Genomic DNA, 15,567 nt, shown 5'->3' with positions numbered 1-15,567 from the left:
CCACAGTGTTTCGGCGAGGTCATCGACTCTTTCCACCCCACCACTCCTCCATCACCCCACCACCCCGCAGCACCTCAGCCGAGCATCGGCGGCCCGGCTTCCGCACCACCGCCACCATGGCCCCTGGCCTGCCCATGCGCACCGGCCTGAGGTCGACGCTCAGCAGAGGAGCAACACCATGCGTTCCCGTCCCCGCCTGTTGGCACTCGTCACCGGCCTGGCAGTCATGCTGGCCAGTCTGGTCGCCCTGCCGACACCCGCCTCGGCGGCGCCACTGACCAAGGTGCTGGTGTTCAGCAAGACCGCCGGCTTCCGGCACTCGTCGATCCCCAACGGCATCGCCGCGATCCAGCAGCTCGGCTCGGCCAACGGCTTCACCGTGACGTCGACCGAGGACGCTGCCCAGTTCACCACCTCCAACCTGGCCCAGTACCAGGCGGTGGTGTTCATGTCGACGACCGGCGACGTCCTCAACGCCAGCCAGCAGACGGCCTTCGAGTCGTACATCGCCGCTGGTGGCGGCTACGTCGGCGTGCACGCCGCGGCCGACACCGAGTACAGCTGGCCGTGGTACGGCCAACTGGTCGGCGCGTACTTCGACTCGCACCCGGCGATCCAGAACGCCACAGTGCGGATCGAGGACAACACCAACCCGTCGACGGCGCACCTCGGGGCCACCTGGGTCCGCTCCGACGAGTGGTACAACTACCGCACCAACCCCCGGTCCACCGCGCGGGTCCTGGCCAACCTCGACGAGTCGTCCTACAGCGGCGGCAACATGAGCGGCGACCACCCGATCACCTGGTGCAAGGCGTACGGCGGCGGACGGGCCTGGTACACCGGCCTCGGGCACACCGAGGCGTCGTACACCGACCCGAACTTCACCCGGATGCTTCTCGGTGGCCTTCAGGTCGCCGCGGGCTCCGTGACCGCCGACTGCTCGCCGCGCACGACCACCCCGCCGCCCACCGTCAGCGGTTCCACCCTGCGGGCCCGCGCCAACAACCAGTACGTCAGCGCGCCCAACTCGACCACCGCTCTGATCGCCAACAAGACCTCGGTGAGCACGAGTGAGCGGTTCGACCTGGTCAACCTCGCCAACGGCAACGTGGCGCTGCGGGCCAAGAGCAACTCGCAGTACGTCGCGGCCGAGAACGCCGGGGCCGCCGCGCTGATCGCCAACCGGGGCAGCGCCGGCGCCTGGGAGACGTTCCAACTGGTCCGCAACTCCGACGGCACGGTGAGCCTGCGGGCCACTGTGAACAGCCGGTACGTCTCCGCCGACAACGCGGGCGCCTCCCCGTTGATCGCCAACCGGACCTCCATCGGCCAGTGGGAGAAGTTCGACCTGGTCACCACCAGCTGACCTGCTCCCCGCCCGTTCTTCACCACCCCCACCTGGTCGTGGTGCGCCCCCACGCGCCCGCACCCCCGGTCGTCGAGAAAGGACGATCATGCTCTCCTACCCCCGGCGCTGGTCCCGGGCCCTGGTCGCGGCGGTCACCACCGTCGCGAGCGTGGCCCTGGCCGTGGCCGCAGCCCCCACCGCCGCCCAGGCCGTGGTGATTCCCGCCAGCGACTATCAACAGGTCAAACTCGCCACCGGCTCGGCCGAGCTGGGTGAGGCCATGTCCCTGGCCGTCCTGCCCAACCGCTCGGTGCTGCACACCGCCCGCAACGGCGTCCTGCGGGTGACCGACGTGGCCGGCAACACCAAGACCTCCGGCACCCTGTCGGTCTACACCCACGACGAGGAGGGGTTGCAGGGCGTCGCAGTGGACCCCGGCTTCGCCACCAACCGGTGGATCTACCTGTACTACTCCCCCACGCTGAGCACCCCGTCCGGGGACGCGCCGACCACCGGCTCGCAGTCGGACTGGGACCGGTGGAAGGGGCACCTGCGGCTGTCGCGGTTCACCCTCAACAGCGACGACACGCTCAACCTGGGCAGTGAGAAGATCGTGCTCCAGGTCGCCAACGACCGTGGGCAGTGCTGCCACGTCGGCGGCGACCTGGACTTCGACGCCGCCGGCAACCTGTACCTGACCACCGGCGACGACACCAACCCGTTCGAGTCGTCCGGCTACGCGCCGCTTGACGAGCGGACCAACCGCAACCCGCAGTTCGACGCCCAGCGCACGGCGGGCAACACGAACGACCTGCGGGGCAAGCTGCTGAGGATCAAGCCGCAGTCCGACGGCACGTACACCATCCCGTCGGGCAACCTGTTCGCCCCCGGCACGGCCAACACCCGGCCGGAGATCTACGCGATGGGTCTGCGCAACCCGTTCCGGATGAGCGTCGACAAGGCCACCGGAGTCGTGTACCTCGGCGACTACGGCCCGGACGCGGGCAGCACGAACTCCAGCCGGGGTCCGCAGGGTCAGGTCGAGTTCAACCGCATCGCGTCGGCCGGCAACTACGGTTGGCCGTACTGCACCGGCGCCAACACGAGCTCGGAAACGTACAACGAATACACCTTCCCGTCGGGGCCGTCGCAGTCCAAGTACAACTGCTCGGGCGGGCCGACCAACAACTCGTTCCGCAACACCGGGCTCGGCACGCTGCCGGCGGCGAGGGCAGCGTGGATCAAGTACGCCGGCGACTCCGGTTCTCCGTCGGAGTTCGGCAGCGGCTCGGAGTCGCCGATGGGCGGGCCGGTCTACCGGTACGACGCGTCGCTCAACTCCAGCATCAAGTTCCCGCAGTCGCTCAACGGTCAGTTCTTCGCCGGCGAGTACGGTCGCCGTTGGATCAAGGCCATCGCTGTCAACTCCGACGGCTCCCGCGGGGAGATCTCCAACTTCCCGTGGTCCGGCACCCAGGTCATGGACATGGCCTTCGGCCCGGACGGCGCGTTGTACGTGCTGGACTACGGCACCGGGTCGAACAACCAGGCGCTGTTCCGGATCGAGTACATCGGCGGCGGCAACCGCAATCCGATCGCGGTCGCCTCGGCGAACCCGACGTCCGGGGCCAACCCGTTGACGGTCAACTTCTCGTCGGCCGGCAGCTCGGACCCCGAGGGTGGGGCGCTGAGCTACCTGTGGACGTTCGGTGACGGCACCACGTCGACGGCGGCGAACCCGACCAAGACGTACACCACGAACGGCACGTACTCCCCCACGTTGAGGGTCACCGACCCGAATGGCCTGACCGGCACGGCGAGCCTGGTCATCACCGTGGGCAACACGGCCCCGACGGTGACGCTCACCTCGCCCGCCGACGGGCAACTGTTCAACTTCGGTGACACGGTGTCGTACCAGATCTCGGTGAGCGACCCGCAGGACGGCACGATCGACTGCTCCAAGGTGAGCCTGACGTACGCGCTGGGCCACGACAGCCACGCCCACCAGATCACCTCGAAGAACGGGTGCAGTGGCTCGATCACCCTACCGACCGACGGCGAGCACGACTCGGCGGCGAACATCTACGGGGTCTTCGACGCCGCCTACACCGACAACGGCGGGCTGACCACGCACAGCATCAAGACGCTGCAACCCAAGCACCGCCAGGGTGAGCACTTCGGCGCTCAGTCCGGCGTCCAGGCCACCGACCACACCAGCGCCGAGGGTGGCCGCACCGCCGGGTTCATCGAGAACAACGACTGGATCTCGTACCAGCCGTACAACCTGGCCAACGCCAACCGCATCACCGTGCGGGCGTCGTCGGCCGGCGCGGGCGGCACCATCGAGGTCCGGGCCGGGTCGGCCACCGGCTCCCTGCTGGGCACCGTCACGGTGCCGGTGACCGGCAACTGGGAGACGTTCGTCGACGCGTCCGCCACGATCAGCAACCCGCCCACCGCGTCGACGACGCTGTACCTGGTGTTCAAGGGTGGGTCCGGCTACCTGTTCGACGTCGACGCGTTCACCTTCGCGACCGGCACCGGTAGCACCACGCCGGTGAGCACGCTGCGGGCGCAGGTCAACAACCAGTACGTGTCGGCGGTCGGCACCACCGCGTTGATCGCCAACAAGGCCAGCGTCGGTGGCACGACCGAACAGTTCGACCGGGTGGACGCCGGCAACGGCAACATCGCGCTGCGGTCGCGCGCCAACGGGCTCTACGTCTCGGCCGCGAACGCGGGTGCCAACCCGTTGGTCGCCAGCGCCACGGCGATCGGGTCGTGGGAGACGTTCCAGCTCATCAGCAACTCTGATGGGACGGTGAGCCTGCGCGCCACGGTCAACAACCAGATCGTGTGCGCCGAGAACGCCGGGGCCGGATCCCTGATCGCCAACCGCACGTCGGTCGGGGCCTGGGAGAGGTTCATCCTGACCACCGGCTGACCGGGAATGTGCACGGTAGGGCCCGGCCTGGTAACCGACCAGGCCGGGCCCTACCGTGTGAAGTAGGCGGCGCTCTCCGCGTCCGCGGGGTAGTAGGATTCGACAGCGATCTCCTCGATCGTGATGTCCGTCGGGGTGCCGAACGTGGTGATGGTCGAGAAGAGCCGCAGCTCTCGGTCACCGACCCGGAGGATCATCGGGAGCACCACGTCGGCGTCGAGGCGGTGGCTCGTCGGCTCCTCGGGCTGGGGGCTGAGCAGTTCCTCGTAGAGCGCGGCGAGCGCCGCGTCCGGAGCTGCGGCGAGCTGGCGTGAGATCCGGCTGCGGAACACCGCCCGCACGTCCGCCAGGTTGACGACCAGCGAGGCGAGCCCGCGCGGGTCCAGGCCGAGCCGGACCAGGTTCACCGGTGGCCGCAACAGGTCGGGGGCCACGTACGCGAAGAACGGGTCGACCGCACGGTTGGTCAGCAGGATGTTCCACCGACGGTCGAAGACGAGCGCCGGATACGGTTCGTGCGCCCGGAGCACCCTGCGGACCGCGCCGAGGGCACCCGACAGGGCGGCGTCGTCGAGCGGGCGCTGCGCGTACCGGGGCGCGAAGCCGGCGGCGAGCAACAGGTGGTTGCGGTCACGCAGCGGAACGTGGAGCTGCTCGGCCAGCCGGAGGATCATGTCGGCGCTCGGCGTGGACTTGCCGGTCTCGACCAGGCTAACGTGCCGAGCCGAGACGTCGGCGGCGATCGCCAGGTCGAGTTGGCTGAGCCCTCGGCGCTTGCGCCACTGCCGCAGGAGTTCCCCGACCGCATACACGATCATGACCCTACTCATCCTCGCTCGGGACGCCATGAAGTGCGATGTCATCGACAACCGTCCGGGCCGGGGAAACACTTGCGCCCATGACCACCGAGAACAAGAGCATCGTCGGACGTGCGTTGGCGGGGCTTGTCGACACCGGCGACGTCGACACGCTCGCCTCGTACCTGAGCGAGGACTTCACCCATCACCGCTCGGATTCGACGACCTCGACCAGGGCACAGTGGCTCGCCGCGGTCAGCGCCGCGCTCGGCCCGACCACCGGCATGCGGGTCGACATCCTGCACCTGCTGGCCGACGGTGACCACGTCGTGGTGCACTCGCGACGCCGACTCCCCGACGGAGGGCCGGAGATCGTGGTGGTCGACGTCCTGCGGATAGCCGACGGATTGATCGCGCAGGTGTGGGAAGTCATCGAACCGGCGGCCAAGGCCGCCGCCAACGACGCGTGGTGGGACGCGGATGCCTAGATCGGAAAGCGGCCGTGGCGCCAGTGCCAGTGGCCGCCGGCCCGCAGGTGGTCGATGATCGCGCGCTGGAGCACCGTGCGGCGCGGCAGTTCGTCGAGCGGCGTGGTCAGGGTTCGGAACCCGAACCGCAGGACCTCGATGTCGGCGTCCGGCCCCGCGGCCTCGTCGTAGGGCTCCACCTCGAACCGGCGCTGGAACCGCACGATGTTGGAGTCCTCGGGGAGGTACTCCCGCAGCTGTGGGTCGAGCAGCCACGAGGCGCAGGAGAACGCGGTGTAGCGCTCGTCGGGGAAGTGCCGGGGAAAGAACGCGCGGGCCTCATCGAGGGACGACGCCACCGCCTCCGGGGTCAACGGCCCCGAATCGGGGACGTGCAGCCCGATCGCGCCGTCACCGCGCTGGTGCTGTAGCCGGCCCAGCTCGTAGACGCTGCCGCGCGAGTGCAGCGTCAGCCAGCTCTGCATGATCGGCCAGCCCTCGCCGCGCATCCGCCGGTCGATGGCGAGGTTGCGGCCCAGGTCAGCCAGGGTCACCCAGGTCACGGCGTCGGGGATGCCGTGGTCGCTGTGGTACCCGCGGACCACGTCGACAAGGGCCAGGTACGCGTACACGTAGAGGTGGCGCCAGGCAGGCCCGCGCTCCCGGGGCAGCTCCGGACCGGGCGGGAGCCAGTCGTAGCCCGAGAGGTCGGCGCGGACCAGGGCGATCGAGCGGTCGAGCAGCCAGCGCAGCTCCGGAGTCCACAGGGCGGAGCCGGGGTCGGGCCAGCCCGCCAGGATCTCGGCGGCGTCCTCCGGAGGCACGGTGAGCCGGTCGAGGATCGCTGGTGCGTCGGCCTTGGCCGGCAACGGAGCTGACGGACCGTCACCGGCGAGCCGGTGCACGCGGTCGACGTCCTCGACGGGCACTCCGAGCCGGCCGGCGATGTCGTCCAGATTCACGCCGACGACCCTACCGGTGGGCGAGCGTTTCAGGAGCCCGCCGGAACTCCGGCGTCGAGCTGCCCGATCATCGGCGCGAGGAGGTCGTTGAGTTCCCGGGCCAGCACCGCCACGGCCCGGCGCGCCGCCGCGGCAACCTCGTCGTCCGGGCCGTCGGGCGTCGGCGGCAGGTCGTCGAGCGGGACCGGCGCCTCCACCTGGAGCAGCGCGCGCAGATGCGGGCGGCGCGTCTGGTCCTGCTCGGTTGGTGTGGTGAACTGGCCGAACAGCCGGGGCCAGTCCTGCCAACCACGGTCGCGCTGCCACTGCTTGGTCCAGGTCAGCTCGGCCGGCCAGCGGGAGGCCACTGTCACCGCGCAGACCAGGCTGCCGTCCCACGGGCTACGCGCGCAGGTCGCCGAGATGATCCGCCGGTGCCAGCGCACGAAACCCGGCGACAGCTCGGTGGCCAGCCGCCAGGCGGTCACCGCGAACGCCACGGGCGCGAAGTCACCCCAGGTGTCGGCGAACTCGTCGATCCGGCGAAACACCTCGGCCTCGTACCGGCCACGCCCGTCGGTGCCGTGCTCACGGTCGAACTGCTCGTCCAGCCAGAAGGCGCGCGGATCCGGCATCCTCAACCCCCGTTTGTGAGAAATTCTCGGACACACGGTGGCGCATCACCCAGTCAGGCAACCGTCACTGACCGTGTGCAACATGCCTACTGTGGACCCTCCATCCGAGCCTAGCGTCTGTTCCAGGACGCCGGAACGCATCGGCCGCGCCGCCCACCGAGGAGGTCCCGTGCGAAGCACGCTCGGATTCGGCTCGGCCGGTGTCACGCTGCTCGCCGCCGTCACCGTCGTGCAGCCGCAGGCTACCGAGGGCGAGCCACTGCACGGCCTGGTCGGCCAAGGAGTTCACCTCGGTGACACTCTCGGGTTGACAGGACACCGGTTCCAGAGTGGACGATGCCACAGTGCGAATTCTTGTGGTGGGTGGCAGTGGCCTGATCGGCGCGCACGTCGTGGACGTGCTGCGGGAGCGTGGTCACGCCGCTACCACAGTGGCGCGTACCGCCCAGCCGGGCATCGACCACCTGCTCGACGTCGGGTCCGCCCCGGTCGACGAACTGCGGCAGTTGCTCGCCGGTCACGACGGCGTCGTCTACGCCACCCGCACCGACGAGCAACGGCCGCTACCCAAGCCGATCTATCCCGAGTTCCGTCGAGACAACGTCGACCCGGTGGTACGCCTGTTCACCGCCGCCCGCCTGGAAGGTCTCACCCGGGGCGTGGTGATGGGCTCCTACTACACCTACTTCGACCGGCTGCACCCCCAGTGGCGCCTCGCCGAACGGCACACGTACATCCGCTGCCGCCTGGAGCAGGCCCGGGAAGGGCGGGCGGCGGCCGGCGAGGGCCTGCCGGTCGCCGTACTCGAACTGCCCTTCGTCTTCGGTCGGGCCGGCGACCGGCTGCCCAACTGGGCCGGTCCGCTGGACCGGTGGGCCCGCTCGCGTACCCCGCTGGTCGCCCCGACCGGCGGCAGCGCCGCGGCCTCCGCGCGCAGCGTGGCCGACGTCGCGGTCGACGCCCTGGAGCAGGCCAGCGGCGCGGACCTCCCGGTCGCCGACGAGAACCTCACCTGGCACGACATGATCGCCCGCATCGCCGCGGCGGTGGGCCGACCCCGCCGGGTCGGTCGTCTGCCGGCCGGCGCGGCGCGGGCCGCGCTGCGACTCGGCGGCGCGGCGCAGGCCCTCGGCCGCAAGGAGTCGGGCATCAACCCCAGCCACCTCCCCGACCTGCTGCTGGCCGACCTGTTCATCGAACCGACCACCGGCCGGCCGCTGGATCCGGCCCTACGTGAGACCTTCCCGATCCGCGCCACCTGACCCCTCGCGGGGTCGACCGTGACCGGCCTGCTGGGCCGCGATCTCGACGAACTCCTGCACCAGCGGAGACCGGTTGTCCTCGGCCCAGGCCAGACACACCTGGTTGGGGCCGAGGTCGGCGACGGGCACGTGGCTGACGTCCGGTCTCGTGTAGAACGTCGCCGTCGACAGCGGCAGGATCACCATCCCGGCGTACGCGGCGACGTGTTCCAGCTTCTCCTCGACGGAGTTCAGCTCGGGCCGAGGTCGGGGATCGGGGTCGGTGGGACGGTTCGGCAGGTCCCGCCACTCCGGCACCGCGTCCGGGTCCTGCAACAGCCGTTCCTCGATCAGCTCGGCGAGGTCGACCGACTCCTTGCCGGCCAGCCGGTGATCGGTGGGTAGGACGACGACCCGGGGTTCGGTGAACAGTGGCCGCAGGCACAGCCCACGCTGGTCGACCGGGAGCCGAACGTAGCCGACGTCCGCGCGCCCCTCGCGGACGATGTCGGCCTGGTCGTCCCAGGACGTACGGACGACGTTGACGGCCAGGTCGGGGTGCCGCTGGCCGATGGCGCGGGCCTCGGCGGTGACGAGCAGGCCGGGCATGAACGCGATGGTGAACGTCGGCCGGCCGTGTGCGGCCCGCTGCACCCGCCGCCGCAGGGCGTCGGCCGAGGCGAGCAGCGGACGGGCGTCGGTCAGCAACTGTCGGCCGGCGTCGGTCAGCACCGTGGAGCGGCGGTCCCGAACGAAGAGCGTGGCGCGTAGTTCGTGCTCGAAGGCCCGGATCTGACGCGACAGGACCGGCTGGGCGATGTGCAGCCGGGCGGCGGCCCGACCGAAGTGCAGCTCCTCCGCGACCGCCACGAAGTAGCGGAGCTTGCGCAGATCGACGTCCACCCTGCCCCCGTCCGGTTGCCGCTGCGGGCGGTATCCAAGATACCCGCCGGGTATGAATGGAGTGATATCCAACGGGCATTACAGGAGGTGAAAGAGGTCTTGGACGCGAGCGTGCCCGGCGGCGCACGGTGGTAACCGTCTCCACCACACGATCCGGAAGGACACGATCATGACCCTCATCGACCAGCGCGTCGTCGTACTTGGCGGAACCTCGGGGATCGGCCTCGCCACCGCCGCCCGCGCCGCCCGCGAGGGCGCCCAGGTCGTGGTCGCCTCCAGCAACCAGCGCAGCGTGGACCGCGCCCTGACAACCCTGCCGACCACCACCCAGGGGTACGTCGCCAACCTCACCGACCCGGACGCCGTGTCCCGGCTGTTCCACGATCTCGGCTCGTTCGACCACCTCGTCTACACCGCCGGCGAACCTCTCGCGCTGATGTCAGTCGACGCCCTCGACCTCACTGCTGCCCGGGCCGCCTTCGACCTGCGCTACTTCGGCTCCCTGTCGGCAGTCAACGCGGCACTGCCGTACCTGCGCCCCGGCGGGTCGATCACCCTCACCACCGGCACCGCCAACCACCGACCCAGCGCCGGCTGGTCCGTCGCGGCCAGCATCACCGGGGCGATCGACGCGTTGGTCCGCGCGCTCGCCGTCGAACTCGCCCCGATCCGGGTCAACGCCGTCTCCGCCGGGGTGATCCGCTCACCGCTCTGGGACTCCCTGCCCACCGAAACCCGGGAGCAGATGTACGCGCAGCTCAGCGAAGCGCTTCCGCTCGGCCGGGTGGGCGAACCCGAGGAGGTCGCGGAGGCGTTCGTCTACCTCCTGCGGGCGACCTACGCCACCGGCACGGTGGTGACCGTGGACGGCGGCACCCTGGTTTCCTGAGCCCGCCGCACCCGTCAGCGGAGCTGTTCGGCCAGGCCGACGATGATGCCTTCGGGGCCCCGGACGTAGCAGAGCCGGAAGATGTCCTCGTACCGCTCCACCTCCCCGACGAGTTCGGCGCCGTGGCCGCGCAGCCGCGCGATCACGTCGTCGATGTCGTCGACGGCGAACATGATGCGTCGAATGCCGAGCGTGTTCGCCGGCGCGTTCCTCGGCTCCGCCCTGATCGCCGCCGGTCGGTGGAACATCGCCAACTCGACCTTGCCGTGGCCGTCCGGGGTCCGCAGCATCGCGACCTCCTGCCGGACGTCGTCGATCCCGATCACACGCTCCACCCAGCGCCCCTCGGCCGGCCCCCGACCCTCCACCTCCATGCCGAGCTCGACGAAAAACCCGATGACGGCGTCGAGGTCCTCGACAACGATGAGGACGTTGTCCATCCGCTGGATCGCCATGCTGAATCTCCCTGGTCTGGTGCGGTCGCCGTTGCCGCATCCTCCCTGAGACGGAGCCACGTCAGCGTTCTCGACATCCAGGCTGACCAACTGTGTGCCGTCCCGCCGACCAGAATCGGAGATCTTCCGCATGGCCATGCACGACGACGAGTTAGCCATCACCGATGACGTCGTCCGCGAGCTGATCGCGGATCAGTTCCCTCGGTGGGAGACGGCGCCGGTCCGGCGCGTCGCGTCGAACGGCACCGTGAACGCCATCTTCCGCATCGGCGACGATGTGGCGGCCCGGTTCCTGCTGCGGCCACGCGATGTCGCCGTGGCCGCCGAGCTCCTCGAGCGGGAGGCCGAGGCCTCCCGACGCTTCGCCGAACGCAGCCCGTTCCCGGCTCCCCGGCCGATCGCGATCGGCCAGCCCGGGAAGGACTACCCCCTGCCGTGGTCGGTGCAGTCGTGGGTACCGGGAAGCATCGCCCCCGTTGACATCGACGGGTCCGTGGAACTCGCCCGTGACCTGGCCCACCTGATCAGCGCGCTTCGGGCCACCGACACCCAGGGCCGCCGGTTTCAGGGCGACAACCGTGGTGGCGACCTACCCGACCACGACGAGTGGGTCGAGGAATGTTTCGGAAAGAGCGAGGGTCTGCTCGACGTCCCGACGCTTCGGCGTCTGTGGAGTCACTTCCGGGAACTGCCGCGCACGTCGGCCGACGTCATGTCCCATGGCGACCTGCAGCCGCTGAACGTCCTGGTGGCCGACGGCCGGCTGGTGGGTGTGCTCGACACCGGCGACTTCGCGCCGGCCGATCCCGCCCTTGATGCCATGTGTGGCTGGTACTTCTTCGACGATGCGTCCCGAGCGGTGTTCCGGGACAAGTTGGGTTGCGACGAGCTGGAGTGGGAGCGCAGCAAGGCATGGAGCTTCCAGCAGGCTCTCGGTGCCATCTGGTACTACGTCGAGACCAACCCCGTCATGTACCAGATGGGCCGTCTCGTCCTTGACCGGGTCGTGGCGAACACGAAGGTCTGAGGCGGTCAGTTGGCTGGGATCCCAAGCATCACTGCGAGCCCCTCCTCAGCCGCCAACACCGCACCCCCGAACTCCAACTCCGCGGCTGCCACCGCGGCTGCGCGATCATTGCCGGGCCAGAAGTGGGTGAGCATCAGGCGGCGGGCACCCGCCCGGCGTGCCCACAGCCCGGCCTCGGTGGAGGTCATGAGGTTCCGGCGGGAACGACCGCTCTCGCCGTCGTGGTCCGTCGCCTCGACAATGAACAGGTCGGCGTCGCGGCCCAGTTCGGCAAGCGCGGGAGTCGGACCAGTGTCCCCGGAGTAGGCCACCACGATTCCGTCGGCCACAAGCCGGATGCCGGCGTTGGGCACGAAGTGCGGCAGAGACAGCCCGGTCAGGTCGAACGGCCCGACCCGGTAGCTGCCGGGTAGTGGGTGCAGGTCGAAAACCGTGCGCAGGTCGACATCGGGCTCCAGGCTGCTGAGCCGGTCGAGCACACCGGGCGGGCAGAACAACGGCAGCCGTGGGCCGCCGGGCTGACCGTAGAACCGCATCCTGAACAGACCGTGCAGGTCGACGCAGTGATCCGGGTGCTCGTGGGTGATGACGACGGCGTCCACCGCACCATCGGGCCAGTGCCGGAGCAACCGCGGCAGTGTGGCGTAGCCCAGGTCGAGCACCACGCGGTAGCCGTTCCAGTCCACAGCGAAGCCGCTACAGGCACGGCCTGGCTCGGGAAAGGCACCGCAACTGCCGAGCACAGTGACCTGTCGCATCCGCACAGCTTGTCATCGCCTCAGCTGGGATGGGCACCGCTGGTATGGGATGCCGCCCGCCGTGAGCTTCCGGGAGCCGCACCGGCTGAACGGCGACTCTGGTCCCGGACCAGCATCGCCGTGACCTGCTGTCGGCCCGCTACGGCGTAGCTCTTGGTAACTGGTGACCTGAGCGCTGCCGCCGACGCAGCAGCACGGCTGTCACCAGGTAGCCAACGCCAAGCAGTGCTGCCAGCACGGCGATGATCGCGGACCAACTGATCGGCTCCCCGATGGCGAACACCCAGTACGCCACAGCAAGTAAAGACCAGACGCCCCCGAGGATGAACCCCTGCCTGGGCGTTTTGGCTGTCTGCCACCACGGGCTACCGATCGCTCCCACGTATTGAATCCTGCCTGCGGTACGACAGTGGGACAAGCCCATGCCTGGCAACGGCATGATCTTGGCCCTAAGGGAGGGGTCCGCCACGCGCTCAGGCGGCGGCGCGTTCGGCCCCGTCTCGGGCCAGCTTGAAGACGTACGGAAAACAGCCGAGAGTGCGGGCCGCGGCTAGATCAGCGTGCTCGACCACCGTGCGTTAGGTTACGTCGTCCAGTTTGTCGAGCGCGCCGTCGTGCTGGTCGTCGTATCGGTGCGGGCGCGTCCAGCAACGGCCGGCACGGGCCACAGGAGGAGACATGTCGGACGAGATCAGGCTCAGCGCGGTCACCCTGGACTGCCCGGACGCCGTCGCCTTGGCGGGTTTCTACGCCAGCATCACCGGCGGCACCCTGACACACGCCGGGGACGGCTGGGCATGCGTGCTGAGCCCGGCCGGACGGATCAACTTCCAGACTGTGCCCGGATACACGCCACCCACCTGGCCCGACCCCACCTCGTCGATCATGATGCATCTCGACTTCATGGTCGTGGACCGAGACGCCGCCGACGCCCGCGTGCTCGCTGCCGGAGCGACAAAGTACGACTTCCAGCCCAACAGCGACCAGTGTTACGTCTACGCCGACCCGGCGGGCCACCCGTTCTGCCTGACCACCTGGGAGGCCACCGCTACACCAACTCAGCTCGGCTGACCGACCGGGCTCGGTGAGGCCCTGGCCGCCGAGTTTCCTCGGGAAGAAACCGCGGTCATCGACGCCATCTGCTGCGCAGACATGGAGGCCGGACCGTCCCCACCTGGGACGACTCCTCCACCGCTGCCGGCTACCTGCGTCTCGTCCGCTGGCGTCCATCCCGATCGTCACTCAGATCAGTCACCAGGGCGAGTTGCAAGATCCTTGCATCAGTCGTCGTCGGTGACTGTGAAGGGCGCGTAGCCCTCCCCCACCTCCGTCACGTCAAGGTCACTGAAAATGAGAGTGACGACGTGAGCGTTCATTCTGAGGCGGACCTCGTGAAAGGGGATGCCGATCTTTTCAGCCCACGACCGGGCACGCTCGGAGTCTGCCACCACCTCCGCACCTGGGTAGAGCGGCTGCCAACGCACCGCCCACACGAAGCCGTCCAGGTCCGGGCCGATCTCCCGGTCAGTCAGTCGCTCGTCGAGCGAGCAACGCCAGGTATCGGGAGTCACCTCCGTCTGCACCTCGGCTGCAACGCAGTACTTGAAGAGGTAGCGGAGGTGGACGGGTGGGATGCCGGTATGCGGGTCCGCGGTGACGTAGGCGATGACTTCGTAATCGCGGATGTAGTCGGTGTACCCGTGATGCACGATCGCGTCATCGAAGATGTCATCCAACGCCTGGCTGAGCTGCGCGAACTCCATGCCCCGTTCTACCACCCGCTGGAACACCGTCTGGCCGGGACGGTCGAGCAGAGGAGTTGAACCACGTAGTCGGCAGTTCGGCTGTGATTCGACGGTCGACATGCGACACGTTCTCGCCAGGTGATGTACGACAGATGCCCGTCAATTAGGGGCGACAGGTTGCCGACGACGAGACGTTCTGCCGGACTACCCTCGTCGGCGTGCCGGTTGATGACCTTCCGCTGCCTCCCGCGTTCGAAGCGGTGGCTGCCTGGGCTGGTACCGGGCGGGTGGTGCGTGCCACCGAGCTGGATGTGGCGAAGTGGTGGCTTCCCGAGCAGCAGAAGGCCGCACTGGTCTCCTGTGGTGTACCGCTGATCGATGGCCTTGTCGGTGCGGTGTCATTCGACGCAGAGCCGACGATGTACCGGTTGGCGAACTCCGACGACCCGCTCTCGGTGTACGGTGCCGCGCCGGGGACCGGCGAGGTGCAGATATGGTCGCCGGACGGCAGCGCCGGATTCGTCAACTCCACCATCGTCCACTGGCTGTGTTCGCTGCACATGGTTGGTACGTGGCTCACCAACTCAACCGTCATCGATCGCTGGGACGAGGACGGACGGGCCGAGGAGCAAGCGCTCGCGGAGCTCGCCGACCTGTTGGCAGGCATCAGGGACCTTGACCCGCCCGCGTTCGGGGACGGCGACCACACAACCCACTTCTGGCCCGGGGTGCTCGACCGGTGGCTCTACTGACCGATGCAGCCATCGTCTTCCACAGCCATCAGGGGTCGCCTTTGGCTACGCCGCGAGCACTCCCGAACGGGCTGCCGCCCTGGTCCCTCGCCACTCCTGCGCCTGGCTGGAAGCCGACGAATGAGAGCTCGGTGAGGCCCTGGAATGCTGTCTTGTGCCCCCTGTGTGCCCCAGCCCCGCCGGGCGCGCAACCACCACCGGCTTCGCGACAATGGCCGCGTGCTCACCTACGTCCGTTGGTACCGGTCCGATGACGACTCTTGGAACTACGACGAGCTGGATGCTGACCGGTGGGCGCTGCGCCACGTTGAGCTACGTCGATCGGACAGAATCTTCTTGGCGGCGGCGTCGCTTGCAGAGATGCTCATCGCTCGTGACTCAGGCACCGTAGGCGCGGTAACCGAGTACGAACGGCGGTACGGGGTTGTGCCGGATGGCCCGTTTCCTCCACCCGGTTCCGCCTTGGAACCTGCCTTGGAAAGCCTGTCCTCCGGAGAGTTCGAGCGTCTGTGGCGGGATGCTCGTCGACAACTGGAACGGCCGGCCGGTACTTGACTCGTTCGTCCCGAACGAACGATCAGGGAGCGCCGACCTGCTCACATACAAGCGCTGAGCTGCGGGAACGGTCCGCCAAAGTCCGTGGATGTCCACAGCCGGACGCTGCC

Annotated in this window: 15 protein-coding genes; 8 read left to right on the top strand and 7 right to left on the bottom strand. The window is 69.0% G+C overall.

Features of this window, described 5'->3' with window-relative positions; translation table 11 throughout:
* Window positions 1-178 precede the first annotated feature (178 nt).
* Entirely contained in the window at window positions 179-1,366 is a 1,188-nt protein-coding gene (locus tag ABZU43_RS19665) for a ThuA domain-containing protein (RefSeq protein ID WP_355007925.1), read from the top strand.
* An 88-nt stretch (window positions 1,367-1,454) separates the two neighbouring features.
* Entirely contained in the window at window positions 1,455-4,292 is a 2,838-nt protein-coding gene (locus tag ABZU43_RS19660) for a PQQ-dependent sugar dehydrogenase (RefSeq protein ID WP_355007924.1), read from the top strand.
* Between the two features lie 50 nt (window positions 4,293-4,342).
* Here ABZU43_RS19660 and ABZU43_RS19655 read toward each other — a convergent pair whose 3' ends face one another.
* The gene (locus tag ABZU43_RS19655) at window positions 4,343-5,110 is read right to left on the bottom strand and encodes a helix-turn-helix transcriptional regulator (protein ID WP_355007923.1); all 768 of its coding nucleotides are present in this window, start codon (window positions 5,108-5,110) and stop codon (window positions 4,343-4,345) included.
* An 80-nt stretch (window positions 5,111-5,190) separates the two neighbouring features.
* Here ABZU43_RS19655 and ABZU43_RS19650 point away from each other — a divergent pair, with 80 nt between their 5' ends.
* Window positions 5,191-5,577 (top strand): nuclear transport factor 2 family protein, encoded by a 387-nt coding sequence (locus ABZU43_RS19650; RefSeq protein WP_355007922.1) that lies wholly within the window; start codon window positions 5,191-5,193, stop codon window positions 5,575-5,577.
* On the opposite strand, the gene ABZU43_RS19645 is transcribed toward ABZU43_RS19650, so the two are convergent.
* A complete protein-coding gene (locus tag ABZU43_RS19645) occupies window positions 5,574-6,518 on the bottom strand; it encodes an acyltransferase domain-containing protein (RefSeq protein ID WP_355007921.1) in 945 nt (314 codons plus the stop codon). The genes ABZU43_RS19650 and ABZU43_RS19645 overlap by 4 nt on opposite strands.
* Before the next feature lie 29 nt (window positions 6,519-6,547).
* Complete coding sequence (locus tag ABZU43_RS19640; RefSeq protein ID WP_355007920.1) at window positions 6,548-7,132, bottom strand: hypothetical protein; 585 nt, start codon at window positions 7,130-7,132, stop codon at window positions 6,548-6,550.
* A 344-nt stretch (window positions 7,133-7,476) separates the two neighbouring features.
* Here ABZU43_RS19640 and ABZU43_RS19635 point away from each other — a divergent pair, with 344 nt between their 5' ends.
* The gene (locus ABZU43_RS19635; protein WP_355007919.1) at window positions 7,477-8,394 is read left to right on the top strand and encodes an NAD(P)-dependent oxidoreductase; all 918 of its coding nucleotides are present in this window, start codon (window positions 7,477-7,479) and stop codon (window positions 8,392-8,394) included.
* Here the strand turns inward: ABZU43_RS19635 and ABZU43_RS19630 are convergent.
* The gene (locus ABZU43_RS19630) at window positions 8,362-9,276 is read right to left on the bottom strand and encodes a LysR substrate-binding domain-containing protein (protein WP_355007918.1); all 915 of its coding nucleotides are present in this window, start codon (window positions 9,274-9,276) and stop codon (window positions 8,362-8,364) included. The genes ABZU43_RS19635 and ABZU43_RS19630 overlap by 33 nt on opposite strands.
* A 169-nt stretch (window positions 9,277-9,445) precedes the next feature.
* Between ABZU43_RS19630 and ABZU43_RS19625 the strand changes: the two genes are divergently transcribed.
* Window positions 9,446-10,165, top strand: a complete 720-nt coding sequence (locus ABZU43_RS19625) for an SDR family oxidoreductase (RefSeq protein ID WP_355007917.1) — start codon at window positions 9,446-9,448, stop codon at window positions 10,163-10,165.
* 14 nt (window positions 10,166-10,179) lie between these two features.
* Here the strand turns inward: ABZU43_RS19625 and ABZU43_RS19620 are convergent, their stop codons facing one another.
* On the bottom strand, window positions 10,180-10,620 hold the full coding sequence (locus tag ABZU43_RS19620) for a VOC family protein (protein WP_355007916.1): 441 nt from the start codon (window positions 10,618-10,620) through the stop codon (window positions 10,180-10,182).
* 130 nt (window positions 10,621-10,750) lie between these two features.
* On the opposite strand from ABZU43_RS19620, the gene ABZU43_RS19615 reads away from it, so the two are divergent.
* Window positions 10,751-11,647, top strand: a complete 897-nt coding sequence (locus ABZU43_RS19615) for an aminoglycoside phosphotransferase family protein (RefSeq protein ID WP_355007915.1) — start codon at window positions 10,751-10,753, stop codon at window positions 11,645-11,647.
* A 5-nt stretch (window positions 11,648-11,652) separates the two neighbouring features.
* On the opposite strand, the gene ABZU43_RS19610 is transcribed toward ABZU43_RS19615, so the two are convergent.
* Window positions 11,653-12,405 (bottom strand): MBL fold metallo-hydrolase, encoded by a 753-nt coding sequence (locus tag ABZU43_RS19610; protein ID WP_355007914.1) that lies wholly within the window; start codon window positions 12,403-12,405, stop codon window positions 11,653-11,655.
* Between the two features lie 678 nt (window positions 12,406-13,083).
* Between ABZU43_RS19610 and ABZU43_RS19605 the strand changes: the two genes are divergently transcribed.
* A complete protein-coding gene (locus tag ABZU43_RS19605; protein WP_355007913.1) occupies window positions 13,084-13,476 on the top strand; it encodes a VOC family protein in 393 nt (130 codons plus the stop codon).
* Between the two features lie 209 nt (window positions 13,477-13,685).
* On the opposite strand, the gene ABZU43_RS19600 is transcribed toward ABZU43_RS19605, so the two are convergent.
* Window positions 13,686-14,168 (bottom strand): hypothetical protein, encoded by a 483-nt coding sequence (locus ABZU43_RS19600; RefSeq protein WP_355008029.1) that lies wholly within the window; start codon window positions 14,166-14,168, stop codon window positions 13,686-13,688.
* A gap of 200 nt (window positions 14,169-14,368) precedes the next feature.
* On the opposite strand from ABZU43_RS19600, the gene ABZU43_RS19595 reads away from it, so the two are divergent.
* Window positions 14,369-14,902 carry an SUKH-4 family immunity protein gene (locus tag ABZU43_RS19595; protein WP_355007912.1) on the top strand — a complete coding sequence of 178 codons (534 nt, stop codon included), beginning with the start codon at window positions 14,369-14,371 and terminating at the stop codon, window positions 14,900-14,902.
* Window positions 14,903-15,567 lie beyond the last annotated feature (665 nt).

Source organism: Micromonospora sp. NPDC005205, from assembly GCF_040608275.1.
Classification (GTDB): domain Bacteria; phylum Actinomycetota; class Actinomycetes; order Mycobacteriales; family Micromonosporaceae; genus Micromonospora.
This window is presented reverse-complemented; position numbering and strand designations above follow the sequence as displayed.

Coding starts and splice junctions, on each gene's coding strand:
- ABZU43_RS19665 (WP_355007925.1), top strand. CDS start 179: ATGCGTTCCCGTCCCCGCCTGTTGGCACTCGTCACCGGCCTGGCAGTC.
- ABZU43_RS19660 (WP_355007924.1), top strand. CDS start 1,455: ATGCTCTCCTACCCCCGGCGCTGGTCCCGGGCCCTGGTCGCGGCGGTC.
- ABZU43_RS19655 (WP_355007923.1), bottom strand. CDS start 5,110: ATGATCGTGTATGCGGTCGGGGAACTCCTGCGGCAGTGGCGCAAGCGC.
- ABZU43_RS19650 (WP_355007922.1), top strand. CDS start 5,191: ATGACCACCGAGAACAAGAGCATCGTCGGACGTGCGTTGGCGGGGCTT.
- ABZU43_RS19640 (WP_355007920.1), bottom strand. CDS start 7,132: ATGCCGGATCCGCGCGCCTTCTGGCTGGACGAGCAGTTCGACCGTGAG.
- ABZU43_RS19625 (WP_355007917.1), top strand. CDS start 9,446: ATGACCCTCATCGACCAGCGCGTCGTCGTACTTGGCGGAACCTCGGGG.
- ABZU43_RS19620 (WP_355007916.1), bottom strand. CDS start 10,620: ATGGCGATCCAGCGGATGGACAACGTCCTCATCGTTGTCGAGGACCTC.
- ABZU43_RS19615 (WP_355007915.1), top strand. CDS start 10,751: ATGGCCATGCACGACGACGAGTTAGCCATCACCGATGACGTCGTCCGC.
- ABZU43_RS19610 (WP_355007914.1), bottom strand. CDS start 12,405: ATGCGACAGGTCACTGTGCTCGGCAGTTGCGGTGCCTTTCCCGAGCCA.
- ABZU43_RS19605 (WP_355007913.1), top strand. CDS start 13,084: ATGTCGGACGAGATCAGGCTCAGCGCGGTCACCCTGGACTGCCCGGAC.
- ABZU43_RS19600 (WP_355008029.1), bottom strand. CDS start 14,168: ATGGAGTTCGCGCAGCTCAGCCAGGCGTTGGATGACATCTTCGATGAC.